Annotated in this window: 16 protein-coding genes and 1 rRNA gene; 2 read left to right on the top strand and 15 right to left on the bottom strand. The window is 33.9% G+C overall.

Annotated features, from left to right (window positions below; all coding sequences use genetic code 11):
- Positions 1 to 10 precede the first annotated feature (10 nt).
- Positions 11 to 796: a hypothetical protein gene (locus CS063_RS14115; RefSeq protein WP_099450345.1), complete on the bottom strand. Its 786-nt coding sequence runs from the start codon at positions 794 to 796 to the stop codon at positions 11 to 13.
- 138 nt (positions 797 to 934) lie between these two features.
- On the opposite strand from CS063_RS14115, the gene CS063_RS14110 reads away from it, so the two are divergent.
- Positions 935 to 1177, top strand: a complete 243-nt coding sequence (locus CS063_RS14110) for a helix-turn-helix domain-containing protein (protein ID WP_099450344.1) — start codon at positions 935 to 937, stop codon at positions 1175 to 1177.
- Between the two features lie 6 nt (positions 1178 to 1183).
- On the opposite strand, the gene CS063_RS14105 is transcribed toward CS063_RS14110, so the two are convergent.
- The 13 genes from CS063_RS14105 to CS063_RS14045 all read right to left on the bottom strand — a co-directional run bounded on the left by CS063_RS14105 (position 1184) and on the right by CS063_RS14045 (position 15261).
- Positions 1184 to 1435 carry a hypothetical protein gene (locus tag CS063_RS14105; RefSeq protein ID WP_099450343.1) on the bottom strand — a complete coding sequence of 84 codons (252 nt, stop codon included), beginning with the start codon at positions 1433 to 1435 and terminating at the stop codon, positions 1184 to 1186.
- 122 nt (positions 1436 to 1557) lie between these two features.
- Positions 1558 to 1992, bottom strand: a complete 435-nt coding sequence (locus tag CS063_RS14100; RefSeq protein WP_099450342.1) for a hypothetical protein — start codon at positions 1990 to 1992, stop codon at positions 1558 to 1560.
- Between the two features lie 136 nt (positions 1993 to 2128).
- On the bottom strand, positions 2129 to 5404 hold the full coding sequence (locus CS063_RS14095; RefSeq protein ID WP_099450341.1) for an Eco57I restriction-modification methylase domain-containing protein: 3276 nt from the start codon (positions 5402 to 5404) through the stop codon (positions 2129 to 2131).
- Between the two features lie 290 nt (positions 5405 to 5694).
- Complete coding sequence (locus tag CS063_RS14090) at positions 5695 to 6354, bottom strand: HAD family hydrolase (RefSeq protein WP_099450340.1); 660 nt, start codon at positions 6352 to 6354, stop codon at positions 5695 to 5697.
- A gap of 69 nt (positions 6355 to 6423) precedes the next feature.
- Positions 6424 to 7011 carry a DUF2271 domain-containing protein gene (locus CS063_RS14085; protein WP_099450339.1) on the bottom strand — a complete coding sequence of 196 codons (588 nt, stop codon included), beginning with the start codon at positions 7009 to 7011 and terminating at the stop codon, positions 6424 to 6426.
- A gap of 94 nt (positions 7012 to 7105) precedes the next feature.
- Positions 7106 to 7642, bottom strand: a complete 537-nt coding sequence (locus tag CS063_RS14080) for a hypothetical protein (protein ID WP_099450338.1) — start codon at positions 7640 to 7642, stop codon at positions 7106 to 7108.
- Between the two features lie 132 nt (positions 7643 to 7774).
- Positions 7775 to 7984 (bottom strand): hypothetical protein, encoded by a 210-nt coding sequence (locus CS063_RS14075; RefSeq protein WP_099450337.1) that lies wholly within the window; start codon positions 7982 to 7984, stop codon positions 7775 to 7777.
- Between the two features lie 45 nt (positions 7985 to 8029).
- Complete coding sequence (locus CS063_RS14070; RefSeq protein WP_099450336.1) at positions 8030 to 8596, bottom strand: TetR/AcrR family transcriptional regulator; 567 nt, start codon at positions 8594 to 8596, stop codon at positions 8030 to 8032.
- Between the two features lie 439 nt (positions 8597 to 9035).
- The gene (locus CS063_RS14065; protein WP_099450335.1) at positions 9036 to 9983 is read right to left on the bottom strand and encodes an ABC transporter permease; all 948 of its coding nucleotides are present in this window, start codon (positions 9981 to 9983) and stop codon (positions 9036 to 9038) included.
- Positions 9984 to 9998: 15 nt separating this feature from the next.
- The gene (locus CS063_RS14060) at positions 9999 to 11072 is read right to left on the bottom strand and encodes an ABC transporter permease (protein ID WP_099450334.1); all 1074 of its coding nucleotides are present in this window, start codon (positions 11070 to 11072) and stop codon (positions 9999 to 10001) included.
- Complete coding sequence (locus CS063_RS14055) at positions 11065 to 12618, bottom strand: ABC transporter ATP-binding protein (RefSeq protein WP_099450333.1); 1554 nt, start codon at positions 12616 to 12618, stop codon at positions 11065 to 11067. The genes CS063_RS14060 and CS063_RS14055 overlap by 8 nt, the downstream gene beginning before the upstream one ends.
- 177 nt (positions 12619 to 12795) lie before the next feature.
- Entirely contained in the window at positions 12796 to 13938 is a 1143-nt protein-coding gene (locus tag CS063_RS14050; RefSeq protein WP_099450332.1) for a BMP family ABC transporter substrate-binding protein, read from the bottom strand.
- Between the two features lie 3 nt (positions 13939 to 13941).
- Positions 13942 to 15261: an amidohydrolase gene (locus CS063_RS14045; protein WP_099450331.1), complete on the bottom strand. Its 1320-nt coding sequence runs from the start codon at positions 15259 to 15261 to the stop codon at positions 13942 to 13944.
- A 245-nt stretch (positions 15262 to 15506) separates the two neighbouring features.
- On the opposite strand from CS063_RS14045, the gene CS063_RS14040 reads away from it, so the two are divergent.
- On the top strand, positions 15507 to 16322 hold the full coding sequence (locus CS063_RS14040; protein ID WP_099450330.1) for an MBL fold metallo-hydrolase: 816 nt from the start codon (positions 15507 to 15509) through the stop codon (positions 16320 to 16322).
- Between the two features lie 138 nt (positions 16323 to 16460).
- Here CS063_RS14040 and CS063_RS14035 read toward each other — a convergent pair.
- Positions 16461 to 16551: ribosomal RNA gene (locus CS063_RS14035) — 16S ribosomal RNA — on the bottom strand; the annotation flags it as partial.

Genomic DNA, 16551 nt, shown 5'->3' with positions numbered 1-16551 from the left:
TTTTTATCTGTTATTCATTCCATTTAAACGTATCTGCCTCTTCATATCTTCCATCAAAATACCATTCTTTTACCTTTCCATTTTCATGTAAATAATACCCTATACATGTATAAATAGGTGCACACACTTCATCTTGAAAGGTAATTGTATTATTTTTAGCATCATACGTTACTTTGGTATTAATATTATTATTCAGTAATATACACATTAGTTTTGCTGGAACATACAACTTATCATTCTTGTAAAACGGCATATCCTTGGTTTCAAATTTTCCATCAAAACCAGGATTATTAAGTAATATTTCATTACTTCTTCGAATGGCTTCTCTTGATTCTTCATTTACACCTACTGATGGATCTGTTAGCCAAGAATCTGGTACCTCATTAGGTTTTAATCCCATGCACTGTTGTTTACTTCCTGTATATACAGTATATGTTCCTTTAATTTTTCCATTTTTATCTCTGTCAATATATACAGTATTTGCAATCCTGTGTTCTGCTGATTGTATTGAATCCGTTCCAATTTTCGTTAAAAGCTCAGATTGCTTATGTTCATAATCCCCAAAGCCATAAGCTTTCCCCAATTCTTGTGCACTAACAAAAGCTACTCCATCTCTTACAACAACATCTGTTATAGTTCTTGTTCCACCATTTATATTCTCATCTACTAGCTCTCTTATGCCACCATCTGCCCAATCTGGAATCTGCTTATCTATGCAAGTTCTAGCAAATACTGTTGTCACTGATAATGCTAAACACAAGCCCCCTACTACTAATTTTTTTATTATATTTCTCACGATAATCAACTCCCTTTATTTATTTTTTAATTATGTGCTTCTTTAGCACAATTATACTTATTTTTCATAATATAATCAACTAAAAATGTGCTAATACTACACAATATAATTTCATATGTAGTATATTTAGGTGATTATATGAAGATAAACACTCCCACTCATAGTAAGAATATAATTGGTGAACGTCTCAAATCCTTTAGAAAAGAAAACAAAATCACTCAAGAAGACCTCTCTGCTAGATTACAGACTAGAGGACTTACTTTAGACAGAACTGCTATTTCTAAGATTGAACGTGGTGAGCGATTAGTTCCTGACTATGAAGTTGTTATTATTGCAAAAGCTCTCAAGGTAGATGTAAAATGGCTACTTACTGGTAAATGATTGATTTCATACCTTTGTAAGTAGCCATTTTATTATGTCTAATATGTCATTAACTGCTTGTATGTATACTGCTCTTGCCATGATTTCTCTTTCTCTGCTCTCTAGCTCTTCTTGCTTCATTAGAATGTCTTTTGTCTTTGTGTTGGCTTTCTTGAATAGTTTTCTTTTTGTTCTTCTCAAGTTTTTAATTTCATTGCTTCTCATCTCCATTTCTGCTTGTGCTTTTTCTGTTCTTTGATTTATTAGATTTCTTATCACACTGGTTACTTCCCTCCTTTGGACAGAAAATTAGCCTATTAGGTTCCATATCCTAATAGGCTTCAATAATATAATATTTGTTTATTTTACTTGACCTTACATATTGATAATAACTAAAATTTTCAAACCTCCACATATCGAGTATACGTACTAATCTTATCAAAATATATCTTTTCATCTTCACTTAACCAACTTCTATCAAAAATAATATTATTACTATAATTTTTTTTATTCATCATTCCAATAACATAGCATTCACAAACATCTTGACCCCTATACCACGCTTCTTTATCTCTTAACTTATAACACCATAATAATTTATTTATAAACCTACTGTCTTCTATTTCCAATATTCTTCTTACTTCTTTAATATCTTCTAGTATATATATTTCACCATTTCCATCAAATCCGCCATCTAGGCTAAATCTAGTTTTTTCTATGATTCCTTCTCCTAATTGCCCGTAAATATATCCAAAATATTCTATTACATACTGATACCTGATTTGATTATTATCTTTAATCAACTCTATATCATTAAAATCCTTTACTATAAACATTATCTTTTCATCTCCTCATCTTGATATAGCTCTCTATTAATTCACTTTATATTAGCATTTGCACCAAACATACGTTCTATTCATTTTGTAATTTATTATTGCCCAATAATAAAAGAGGTAGGATATCCTACCTCTTTTATTCTAAATAGCCACATAACGCTAAATATATTTTATCTATCTGCGCTTCTATCTCTGCAACTTTACTAGTATTATCATACGCCAAATGTGCATTAATAGAAAGTTCTGCCAACTTTTTATGTGCAGAATTTTGAGCATCATATTTCTCTAATTTCACAGGCACCCTAATTTTAAATGACCTACTATCTGATGATTTCATCATATATGTTCTTACTATTGGTGCATTTAATATTGCACAAATATAATGTGCTTCTTCTTTTGTGATGAAATTCCCATTGCTATCCTGAGTAATAGAAACAGCATGGTTTTGAAATAGTGGCAGTATTTTTTCCCCCCAAGAAGTGTCTATTGGTTCAATAACACTGGCTTGCCATTTTGTATTATCTCTATAACCCACACTATACTCTCCATAAGTATATTCTCCAACTCTGGCTAAAGCATAAAACTCAGCATCATCATTATTTATTATCTTTTCATTATAATCTGTTTGTTGCAAAATTATATTTTTATTAGCTAGCATATATTTATGAAGATTCGGGGCAATTTTTACTAACTCTTTTTGAGCTATTGGAATTTTACTTCCCTTTTTATATGGAAATGGAACTACATACTCATAGGCATCCCAATGAAATTTTTGTATATCCTTACCTTTTACTAATGGATGAATAAATTTCTTTTCTAGCATCCTTGTCAATGGTGGAACTTTATGCTTAGATTTATCTCCTTGATAATTCTTTACTGCTACTAATTTTTCACTTGTCGCAGGCATATCTAATATCTCTAATAGAAATAATTCTTGTGGATAGAATTCTATTCCTTCTCGTCCTACATAAGCTGCTTCCCCTGAAATAGCTTGGAACTTTCTAAGCTCTTCTTCGTTCTCTGCATATCCAAATGTAGTAGTTCCTACCTTTATAGTTCCTGCAACACTCATATCACAATTATACCATTCTCTTATATCACTAAACTTTTGAATTCTATGTGCATCAATAAGTTTCCTACCACGTTTTAATTCATATTTTCTTACAGGTATTCCTTCATTATATTCTACATACTCTCTACTATAAATATAAGTAAGAAACTTTTCTGTCACAGGTTTAAACGGATGTCCTGCCTTCGTCCAATCATCTATCTCCTGAAGATATGCTCTTGTTCCATCATTTAGTTTGAAATTCCTAAATCCTTCATATGAAGATTGATGAATTATTGACTTAGGCATCAAAAATCCTAATACACCATCCTTAGCTAACCACTTATTGACACATACATTAGCGATTAATGCACATATATTTAGGTTAATTCCTCCTGTTCTATATGCTCCCGAAAATAAACTATTATCAATGCATACTGAAGTTTTAATCCTATCTCTATACTCTGAGGGCAAATTCTTCCAATCTACCCATGGGGGATTTCCTACAATTATATCGAATTTATCTAAACTTGAGGTTATAAGATAGTTTTTAATAATTCTAGCCCATATTCCATCCCAATGTTTATTCTCTAAGTCAACTAATTGTTTAGATAATATATCGATATTCTCTAAAATTTCATCAGTTTTATCTTGTGAATCTATTAGCTTTAATATTTCTTCTGCTATCAAGGAACTATCTTGCATTTTTATATATACTTCAATATTCGATATTGCTTCTGAGAACAGCTGAATATTTTTTAATGCACTTAATGGCATATTAATATTAATTATTCCCTGAAGTGTTTTTATCTGATATTTAATGCATCTAACTCCATTAATCTCCACATCCTCTGGAACATATGATGCATCTCCTAAATATATAGGAATCTCAAATTTATCTGTTATTTTCAAAAGATGTGAAATGTTAATAAAATAGTTTATCCTAGCAGTTAATACAGCCAATGGATTTAAGTCAATTCCTTTAACCCTACTTAATATATCATTTAATATTTTAGTTTTATCCTCTTCACCATTATCAGCATGTTCCATACAAATTCTTGCTATCATTCTAGTAACAAATGTTCCCGAACCAGCACATGGGTCTAGTCCACTCCATTTCTGTTTTTTAATGCGATTTAAAGTATTATCTACCACATTATCTGCTAACCACGCTGGAGTATAAAATTCACCTAAACAATGACGTACCTTGTCTGGAATAATACTCTGATATAAGTCCTTAAATAAATCTTGTATCTCTTCCCCACTATTAAAAAGTGATTTTTCTTCATACTTACTTAATATCTGAAAAATATTGCCTATTACTGTCCCTATTTCTGTATTCCACTGTGCTTCATCTACATACCAAGAGAAAAAATCCCCTTCTAATAGATTTAACAACCCGGCTTCTTTAAAGATTCCTCCGTCTTCTAATTCTAGCATTTTTATTTTCAATGCTTCAGTAGTTACACTTGATAATTGACTAAATTTGAGCATATCATTATGATAATGAATATTACTTATTACCTTAAATGCAATAATTTTTATTATAATAGCATAAGCAGTTTGTAGTGAAAACATAGCCATATATTCTTCGTCAACTGTATTAAAAGTTCTTTGCATAGTTTGTTCTAATGAAACTTTACGCTCTTTTATGGCTGATTGTTTAGATTTATCATTATGAGATAATTTAAATAATTCTTTCCACTCATCAAACAAAACTTTTGTCTTTTCTGAAATATTTATGCTTAGAGTTTCAAATAACGCCCTGCTCAGCACTCTTGCCAAACAATCTTCACCCTCAGCAAAATCTTTAACTAAGTTTTTAGGGGTCAATGCTACTTTATTAAGACTAAGTATTGATTTAATTAATCTATCAATATCTCTTTCTTGAATTTCTTTTATAGATTCTATGATTGCTTTTCCATCTTCAAGCCTAATATATAAAATCCTTACTCCATCCGTAAGTACACCTAGATAATCTACTTGTTCTTTTTTATATAACCCTTCTAAATACTCTAATAATTGCTTTATTGCTTTTTCAATTTGAACTGCATTCTGCAGTTTACTATGATGTTTAAATTCTTGCACAAGACATCCAATTTTACTATCTATTCTTCCTTTTGCCTTATGTCTAATAGTCTCTACCAGAACCTCTTTTTCTGGCTTATACTTAATTCCAAAAGATTCATTTAAAATATCATAAATCTCTATTTCAAACCAACTAACAGTAGTTGCTTCATTAACTGCCTTCTTTGAACCCTCAACTATCTTTTTACAAGATTCATTTAATAAATCTTTATATTCTTTTGACCTCAAGATTTCATCTAATATCCTATCCTTAAAAATAAGACTTTTATCTTTCACCTTTTCACCACTTTCCTTTTTATTACTTACTAGTATATCACGTCTTATCTTCTCTTAATAACCCTCAATATTTAATCTGAATTTTGTTAATTCTTATTACTAAACAAAAGGTATGCTGTACCATTTTACAAAATACCTTTTATTCTCTATTTATTCAAAAAACCGCCCTTATTTATGGTATGGTTCATTATTATTAATCCTAAATCACTTTTAATTCCTATAGTTTTTAGAAATTCATAGACTGCTACTTAACAAGTGGAACCTCTTTTAAACATTAATATTTTTTAGTTTTAAGCTTCAAAATCTCTTATCACTTCATAATAATCTATTACAAAATGATCTGCTATTTCCTTCATTTCCGCTTGCATTTCTTCTGTTTGATTATCAAATATCCCCCAAGCTGTCATCCCTGCCGCCTTACCTGCTCTTAGGCCATTTGGGATATCTTCAAAAATTAAGCACTTATCAGGTTCTACTTTTAAATCCTCTGCTACTTTTAAATAAATATCTGGGAAAGGTTTACCTCTCCCTACTTCACAGGAAGTACGAATTTGACTAAAGTAATCTCTTATATTTAAAGCTTTAAGCACAGCTTCCACAAGCTCTATGCTATTGCTCGTAGCAATTCCTATCTTAATGTTTTTCTTTTTAAGCCAAACTAAGAAATCTTTAGCGCCTTCTTTTAATGGTACCTTTTGTGTATAAAATTCCCATGCCATCTCATTCCAACGTTCTTTAATCGCTTCTACGCTCATTTCTAATTCAAAACGCTCTTTAAAATACATGGCTGTTTCTGTGAAACTTTTGCCTTCTAATAGTTTATCCATATTTTTAGGTACCTCTAGATCTAATTCACTTAAAAAACCCTCGTCAATCTTTTCCCATACCCACATGGAATCAATTAATGTACCATCTAAATCAAAAATAACTGCTTCATATTGTTTATTCATCTTGCTTCCCCTCTAGTTTGTCATTATTGATACCTTAACAACAGTCGCTAATCTATGCAATCGTTCTAGTCAAGGCAAGTACTTAGCATATACATCCACAACAAGATCACTCTCTGTTGCCTCATTAGTCGTAAATTCAGGTATTGCTTCTACTTCACACGCTCCACCACTTATATCTATTTTCCCACTATACAGCACGCGACTCTTCTCATAAATAGTTGCTTCTACAAAAAATGTATATACTCCTGATGGCACTTGTTCACCCTTTTCATTTTGGCAATTCCATAAATACATCACCTTTCCTGTATTCGGTGTTGCAGTTGTAATTGCATCCACTTGCTCTTGATCATATGTACTAATACTAGATTTTTCTACCCAAATTGGGATGGACTCAGCTCTCTTTTCATACCCACCTTGCGCCGTAAACTGTGTTGCACAAACTGTTTTTACCAAATTACCCTCTTCATCTTCTATCCATATGGCATATTGATTAGATGAGTATCCTGGTCGCTTTGTATAATCAAACCCTATCGCAACTGTCCCAGCCATTTGTACTTCAACTGGTTGCACCTTTGCCTCGCCTTTCTTACCACATCCTATTAGGCTACATACTATTGCTCCAATTACCCCTACAATTAAAATATTCCTTTTCATCATGCCTTCTCCTTTTCTTGTTCTTACTGGATAGCTTGATATTTTCAATTTATACTATTAATTACAACTAGGATAAATCATTTGTAAATCCACTTTATCATTTCCTCAATACTCTTTTTCTCATAATAAACTGGCCTAACTTTATGACTATTCCTAGTATAAATAATCCTCCCCATATGCCTATCATGCATAGCTTCATAGTTGTAGCCATTCCTGCTATTGTAACAGCCATGGGATGCTGCACAGGATATAATAATAATATACTAAGCAGCAATATATTTTCTATGATATCAAATAGTCCTCTAGCGGTAGGTACTCCAATAACAATAATACGTAGCCATTTAGCTCTCGTCCATTTATAAGCATATAGAGACAGCAAAATCTGTACACCACCAAAGCCTATAACAAATAAAAAGTCTCCTATGAAATATTTCTTATAAATGATGAACCCTTTGGGCTCCATCTGGCCTAAAACTGTATAAACACTCTTTACATCATAGCTTTTCATATCAAAAGTCCCATAACCATTATTATAACTTTGCAAGGCTGTACTACTCCAAGGACTAAATTCTACCCAATAAAATGTAATGATAAATAATAAGATAATTCCCCATGTTATATATTTTTTCCTCATAATTACCTCCCCCTTAACCCTTCATTTCCTCAACTAAAGCCATTGTATTTTTCCCTGCTTTGCAGTAGTAAGTACATGCACCACACCTTCTGCATCTTGCTTCTTGATGATAACTAACGGCTTCTCCATAACCTATAAAATTAGTGGTGATGGTAATCTCATCACCTTCTGAGGCTTTCTTCCCATCATTACTCCTTCTCCAAAATAGGGCTCTAATTGGGGCCTTTTCCCTATAGTTTTACTAAGGCTATCCATTACCTTATCGCCTATGTTAACTCTTGCTACTAAACCTTCCCCACTTGATAAGTCTGCCACCGTAATAAGCCTAGTATTAGCTAGCATTCCTTCTAGCTTGGTTTTTGGTTATTAATGGGTATCCTTTCATTTCTATCCCTCCATATACATCTCCATAAAGTTTTCTACATGTTTTTTTAGCAAAGGATTAATTCGTTCTTTAGGTTCTTCAATTGTATGGTATAAGAAAAATGGTGCATACAGCTCCATGGCCATTACTTCTGCATTTTTATCTTTCATCATCTTTTTTTCAATTAAAAACTGAAAAATTTCTTTTTGACGATTAATAGGCATTTCTATAAATAACGCTTTATAAATGGCTGCCATTTGAGGACTATTAAATTGCTCTATCATTAAAAGTCTTCTAAACATGGTAATCCATTCATCTTGCATTTGAAAAGTAAACATCTTCATGCAGGTCTCCACTACATCATCAAATTTCATCTTTTCTATTTCTAACTCTTGGTACTTCTTTAGAAAACGTATTTTTGATTCTTCTACTATCCCCTCCAAAATCTCTTGCTTACTTTTAAAATGTTTATATAAAGCACTATCTCTTACACCTACTGCTGCTGCTATAGTTCTTACCGAAACAGCCGTAAACCCTTGTACTGAAAATAGCTTCATAGATTCTAATAATATCTTTTCTTTTGTTGTCATTGATAAAATTTCCCTTCTCACAAGTTAAGTGAGCAATTGCTCACCTATGATTTTAGTTAGCTATCACTCACTTGTCAATAATTTTCTAAATTAATTAAATTTTAAATAATATCAGCCTGCCCTAATGGAAATGCACACGTAGTTATAGCTACATCAAAAACTAGTATTTTCCCCATTAAGTCATTAGGTATGTATCTTTGAAAAAAGGTTATACAAAAGATATTAAAAAGCATTGAAAACATAATACATACCATTTCTCCCTCTTTCCCTTTACTCATACGACAATATATGTTCTCATAAATGTCTTATCATTTCTAAAATAAATAGCCAAAGAATCTCTCTAAAAAGAGTTTCTTTGGCTATCTATTTTTATAAGTTATTTAGTTTCGCTTAATAGGGTGTTCTTTGATACTTGGCACTCACTTCGTCTGAATCATAACTATTCCCCTTGCATTAATCTTTGTTTCTTAAGTTTTTGTTTGTGCTTATGACTGCAATACCATGTATAAGCAATAGTAATCATCAGGTATGGCATAAGCTGTACAAATTGAAGTGGAATAGATGCCCCTTGCAAGTAATTTGAAAGACTTTCGCAGAATCCAAAAAGGAGCGAAGTAAACAATCCTACAATGGCATTTCCTGCTGCTATGGCTTGTGTTGCTAAGGCAATGTAACCACGTCCTGCTGTCATACCTGATGAGAATAACCCTACATATCCCATAGATAAGAAAGCGCCACCCATACCAGCTAGAATACCACTTAAGCTTAAAGCAATATATTTAATCTTTTTAACAGAAACCCCTACAGATTCCATAGCTTCTGGTGATTCACCAACTGCACGGATGTGCATACCTAGTTTGGTATACTTAAACATAGCCCATACCACAAATACTAAGATCAGTGCTATATAAGTGAGTACATGATGACCTGATAAAATCTGCCCTATAACTGGGATATCCTTAATAATAGGAATATTAATGCTTGGTAATTTTAAAGAAGGAAGAGAAGTCGATGCGCCTTTTTCCCCTGTAATCAGGTAAAGGAAAAAGATAGTTCCTCCTAAAGCAAAGGTATTGAGTGCAATACCTGAAATAATAATGTTGGATTTTAACTTAAGAGCAAAATACGCTAAAATATTACTCATTAAAAACCCTGCAAGCATGGCCCCTAAAAGTCCTATCCACGCATTTTGTGTAAAAGCACTTACCACAACTCCTGTAAATGCTGACATCAGCATGGTACCTTCTAAGGCAATATTACTTGAACCAGATCTAGAAGCAATAATGGCTCCTAATGTCGTGAGTAGCACTGGTGTGGCACTACGGAACATGGCAAAATAAAATTCAGGAAGTGTTAACGTATTTAAAATGTCTAATAATAATTCCATGGTCTATTCTCCCTCCTATTCGCCATAACTACTTAACGCTTTTTTAGATTCTTGTCTTTGTTTAAGGACTGCAAGGAAACGTTCTGCAGTAATAAATAAGATTAAAACAGCTTGTACAATAGCGACAAGTTCATTTTGTACATCTGATCTTCTAGACATTAAGTCTGCGCCTACACGAATATATCCTAAGAAAAAGGCTGCAATTGGTACAAGCTTTGGATTATTCCCCGCTAAAATAGTGATAATAACCCCATCCCAAGCATAACTTGGTGAGTCTTGCCAGTTAAAGCGATTATACATACCCGCTTGTTCTACTGCGCCGCCTATACCTGCTATAGCACCGGCTAACATTTGGGTTAAGATAATGACTTTTCCAATGTTAATCCCTGTATGCTTAGCAAACTCAGGGTTACTTCCCACAAGACGAATTTCATAACCGAATTTTGTTTTATATACTAAAATATAAAGTAAAACGGCTGCTGCAATGGCAATTAAGAAACCATAGTGAAGTTTTGTCCCACTTACTAGATTACCAAGGCTACTTGTTGGCTCATATTTTAAGGAAGCAAAAGTCCCGGCACTTCTATCAATAAGGTATTTATTAACGATATAAATGCCCGAAAAGAAGAATACATTATTAAGCATGAGTGATGTTACAAGCTCATTGGCATGATATTTTACCTTTAAAATAGCTGGAATACTACCAATCACAGCACCTACTGCTGCTGCTGCTAAAATCATACCGATTGGGTGAATACCTGCTGGAAGGCTCATTTTAATGGCAATGGCTGCTGCTACTGCCCCGCCCATATAAAGTGCTCCATCTGCAATCATTGAGAAATTTCCTGATTTGAAGACAATGCTGAGCGCTAGTCCAGTAAACATTAAAGGAATACTACTTTCTAATACATTAAAGAAGTGTCTCTTAGACTGTAATGGTCCTAAAAATAAATTATAAATAGCGGTGCCAGGTTCTTTACTAATACTAAAGATAATAGCTACTGTGATGCCTACTGCAATAAGTATGGCTACCATTAAACGAAGTAAGGCAAAGCTATTTTGATGATTTTTTAATCCTTTTCTACTCATGGTAGGCTCCTCCTAGTTTTTCTTTTGAATCTTGTTTAACCCCTAGCATGTAGAGCCCTAGTTCATTTTCTGTTGCTGTTTTAGCATCTTCGATATAACCCACGATTTTTCCTTCATGCATGACTAAAATACTGTCACTTAAAGATAAAATCTCCGAAAGGTCTGCTGATACTAATAAAATCGCTTTTCTTCTCTCCCTCATATCAAGGATTTTCTTTCTAATGAATTCAATAGCTCCTACGTCCACTCCTCTCGTTGGTTGATTAATAATAAGAAGCTCTGGGTTATATTCATATTCCCGCCCTACAATCAATTTTTGGATATTACCACCTGAGAGTTCCCCAATAGATTGTTTGTTGTGGTCGTATTTTACCTTGAAGTCTTTTAAGATTCTTTCTGTAAAAGCAGCTATTTTTTTGTTACTTAGTAAACCATAGCTTTTTAGCTCATTGGTATAGTAGATTTTTGAAATAGCATTGTCTTCGAGAGAAAGTTTTGGTGCACTACCATATTTCATTCTGTCTTCTGATACATGAGAGATCCCTGCTTCTTGACGTTTTAAAATAGGTAATTTAGAAATATCTTGTCCTTTTAAGCGAATTTCACCTGCTGATTGCTTGAGTGCCCCTACAATGACTTCTACTAACTCAGATTGACCATTCCCATCAATCCCGGCTATTCCTAAGATTTGACCTTCACGGATAGAGAAAGAAACATGGTCTACTTTTTGCTTACCAAATTGATTCACATACACTAAATCCTTTACAGAAATAACTGTTTTACCAAAGTTAGGCGCTGACTTTTCCATATTTAAATTAACATCTCTACCTACCATAAGTCTTGAGATTTCTTGTTCAGTTAGATCACTCATCTCATAAGTCCCCATGGTTTTTCCATCACGTAAAATAGTCATGCGATTGCAAAGTGCTTTTACCTCATTAAGCTTATGTGAAATAAAAATAATCGTATGTCCTTTTTCTCTTAATAGTTTAAGCTGCTCGAATAGCTCCTCTGTTTCTTGCGGTGTGAGTACAGCTGTAGGCTCATCTAAGATAAGGATTTTGGCACCTCTATAAAGGGCTTTTAAAATCTCTAGCTTTTGTCTCATTGCCAGGGAAATATTTTCTACTTGTGCTTTAGCATCTACTTTTAAATTATAGGCTTTTGATAATTTTTCGGTAACATTAACAGCTTCTTTGCGGTCTACTAGTCCTTTCTTAGTTGGCTCAGCCCCTAAGATTAAGTTCTCTGCTACTGTCATAGAAGGCACTTGCATAAAGTGTTGGTGTACCATTCCTATGCCTTTTGCAATAGCATCTTTAGAAGATGTAAATTCCACTTGCTCATCTCTAATAAAGATTTCTCCACTAGTAGGAGATGTCATTCCAAATAGCATTTTCATAAGCGTCGATTTACCCGCTCCATTTTCACCTACCAAAGCATGGATTTCTCCTTCATAGATATCTAACTGAACCTCATGATTAGCTACTACACCACCAGGGTATACCTTCGTAATCTTTCTGGCCTCTAATATTTTCTGCTTCATAAGGATTTCCTTTCCATATGTTTTCTATAAAAAAAGGGTATTACGAAACTCCCCGTAATACCCCCTCCTATTTTTTATCTGATGGCTACCTTACACTATTCTTTTCAGATTGATTCGGTAATTACTCTATCTTAAGATATATGCTTTACTAACTCTTTATCCTTTACTGCCCTTTGTCTATTGGGCACTAGAGATAATCCCTTTTAATGTTGCTTCATCCATACCGTATGCTGTATCAACACTTACTTTTCCATTCAGCAAGTTTTGTTTAGCTGTTTCTACTGCACTTCGAATCTCTTCTGGCACAACGCTTTGATAAATACTGTTGTCTGCAAGACCTACTGCATTTTCTGTAAGACCAAGTAATTCATAAGTTCCATATGGAAGCTTACCTTCTAAATCTCTCTCTATAGATGAGAAGATTGTTGTTCCTACACCTTTAATAGCTGAAGAAATGATAAATTCTGCTGAGTCACTACCTTCATAGGCAAGTGCTTGGTCTGAGTCTACCCCGATTACATATTTTTTACTTTCTGTCGCAGCTTCAATAACACCTACTGAAGCTGGACCTGCTGCTACGAAGATACAGTCAGCACCTGAAGCATATTGTGTTAATGCAAGCTCTTTTGCTTTAGCTGAGTCTACGTAAGAACCTACATAAGAAACATTTACTTTAATATCAGGATTAATGAATTGTGCACCCTCTATAAATCCAACTGCTGAGTCATTAATAACGGCTGCTGTATCTTTTGCACCTACAAAACCAATTGTAGCTTCTTCGTTAGCATAAGTCATATCAGAAGTTGTTACGCTAGCTGCAAGCACACCTGCAAGGAAAGCAGCTTCATTTTGTTTATAGCTCATAGAGTAGACATTACTTAAATCTCCTGATGCATAGTCTACATCTGTATCAAAGATGATGTATTTTTTATCTGGGAATAAAGGCGCTGTTTTTTCAAGGATTTCTTTCATATCCCATGTTCCTACAATAATAATGTCTGAGTCAGATTCAGAAGCGTCTAATAAAGATCCTTCAAATTTTGTTTTGTCATTACCCATTTCAATCATTTCAACTTCAACTTTGTCACCAAGCTGCTCTTCTACTTGTTTCATACCAGCTTGTGCAGAGTCGTTAAAAGCTTTATCTCCAAAAGAACCTGTTACTAATAAACTTACCTTTACTTTTTTATCAGTTGTCGTACCTACTTCAGCTTGTACGCCTTCTTGTGGTTTGTTTTCCTTTGGTGTACCCGAACATCCTGTAAATAAAGCTGCTGTCAGTAATGATGCAAGTAATACTCTAGCCCATTTCTTTATCATCTTTTATTCTCCTTTTTTATAAATAGTTGTTTTATTGAATCTATCTAGCATGGCTAAATAGGCTTCTTTACTCATAATAGGTTTAAACTTTTCTTTTATTTCATAAGCCCTTTTACCATCGTCTCTTAAAAGATCAACAATGGTATCTATAAAATAAGCAGCTGGTACATGGTAGGCTTGCTCATAATTAGCTGTTTTAAAATCTGAACCGTGCATAGTTCCTGTAAAACCACCTATACCAATTTCAACGATTGGGTAGAGGCTTGATAAATCTCCCATATCTCCAGAAGCAAAACCATGCGTTCCTTGAGCAATTCTTTCTGGTGCTATATAAGTTAAGATATGTTCTTTAACAAGCGCTGTTAAATTCTCATCTTGGTGAAGCGGTAAATAACCTGGTGTATCTATAATTTCCAAATCACAACCAATAGCAAGTGCTCCTGCTCTTAGTGCTCTTGTTACTTTCTGATCTGTTTCTAAAATAGCCTCTACCGTTTTCGCACGTACATACATTTCCATTGTTACTCGCTCTGGCACTGTATTAACGGTTTGTCCCCCTTCAGTCACTACAAAGTGTACACGAATAGCATCCTCCTCACGGAAGGTTTCTCTTAGGAAATGAATACCCGACATTGCTAAATTAGCTGCATTCAGAGCATTGATACCACCAGCTGGATTGCTTCCTGCATGTGCCCCTCTGCCGTGGAAAATAGCTTTTTTACATAAAAAGCCATTTAAGCTTGCACCAATTTCTGCATCATATACACTCATATCAAGTCCCATTGTGTGGCAAGATAAAATAAGAGACATATCATCAAATACCCCTCGCTCAATCATCTCTTGCTTGCCAGAAACGTGCTTTATTTTACCTTCTGCAATAAGGCCTCTGCGATACTCTAAATCACAAAATTCTTCTGCAGGTGTAACTACTAAAGTAACTTTCCCACAAAGTTCACCCAGGATATGTGCTTTATGCAAAGATAAGAAAACACTTAGCATTACCCCAATTTGTGCGTAATGTCCACAAGTGTGTGCCGCATAATCCTCTTGATTAGCATAAGGATGGTTTAAGGTCGGTACAGCATCCAGCTCACAGATAAGCCCAATATGTGGTCCTGATTTTTTTGAGTCTAGTGTAGATAAAATCCCTGTATATGCTACCTGGTCTTCATAAGCAATACCTTCTGCCTCTAATATTTCTTTTACTTTACCCGCTGTCCGAATTTCTTTATAACCTAATTCAGGATGTCTATAAATATCTTCTGCTAGCTCTATGGTCTTTTTGATGATTTCATCAAATATTTGTTTTACTTTAGGCTCCATGTTGTCATCCTTTCATTTAAGTCAATTCATTTTTACTTTTAAAATCTTTATACAAGTAAATTATTCCGAACATTATTTATACTTATTAATAGTATGTTCGACATTAGGATTGTAAAGAATATATCACGGTTGTCGAATTTTGTCAATTAATTGCAACTATGTTTAAATTTTATTCTTATTGCAAATCTTATTCATATCCTCTAAACTATTACCTATGCTAAACCATATGATTAAGGAGGTTCATTTTGAAACTAAAAGTTCTTGTTGATAATAACACGTATATTGATCAATACTATTATGGAGAACCAGCGGTATCTTACTATATTGAAGAGGGTAATACTAAAATCCTATTTGATACAGGTTATTCAAGTCTCTATATACACAATGCAAAGAAATTAAATGTACCCTTAAAGGAAATATCAACCATTGTCCTTTCTCATGGACATAATGATCATACAGGTGGCCTAGCTTACCTTAAAGAATCGGGGGCTTTTGATTTGAAGCATCTCAAAATCCTAGCACATCCAGATACCTTTCATGCAAAACAAATAGATGATTTAGAGATTGGGTCACCTGTTAGCAAAAAGGAACTACAAAGCTTTGTAGATTTACAACTTTCTAAAACTCCTGTCCAAATCAGTCCTCATCTCACCTATTTAGGAGAAATTCCTAGAGTCCATACCTTTGAGAATACAGATCCTATCGGTAAATGTGGATGTGATTGCCAACCTTTAAAGGATGATTATTTAATGGATGATACTGCTTTAGCTTATCAAACTCCCAAAGGTCTCTATATTATTACAGGTTGTTCCCATAGTGGCATATGTAATATTATTGAACATGCCAAAAGAGTTTATTCATGTGATACCATTTTAGGTGTTATAGGGGGTTTTCATCTTTTTGAACACTCTCCTAGACTAGACCATACCATTGAGTACTTTAAAAAACATCAGATTAAAGAGCTTTATCCTTGTCATTGTGTTTCTTTTAGTGTTAAAGCTGCTATGCATCAAGAACTTCCTATTCATGAAGTAGGTGTAGGCTTGGAGCTTATCTGGTAATAACTTCCTTGTTTATTCTTTGTTTATACAGCGCAAAAAGGCTGTGAATGTTTAATCTAGAAGATTAAGCATTCACAGCCTTTTTTATCCTAATGAACATTCAAAACAAAACAGTAACCATTCCAGTTGTTTCCTTAGAAAGGAGGTGATCCAGCCGCACCTTCCGATACGGCTACCTTGTTACGACTTCACCCCAGTCATTGGTTTTGCCTTAGACGGCTCCCTCCTT

Source organism: Sporanaerobium hydrogeniformans (genome assembly GCF_002735925.1).
Taxonomy (GTDB): domain Bacteria; phylum Bacillota; class Clostridia; order Lachnospirales; family Cellulosilyticaceae; genus Sporanaerobium; species Sporanaerobium hydrogeniformans.
This window is presented reverse-complemented; position numbering and strand designations above follow the sequence as displayed.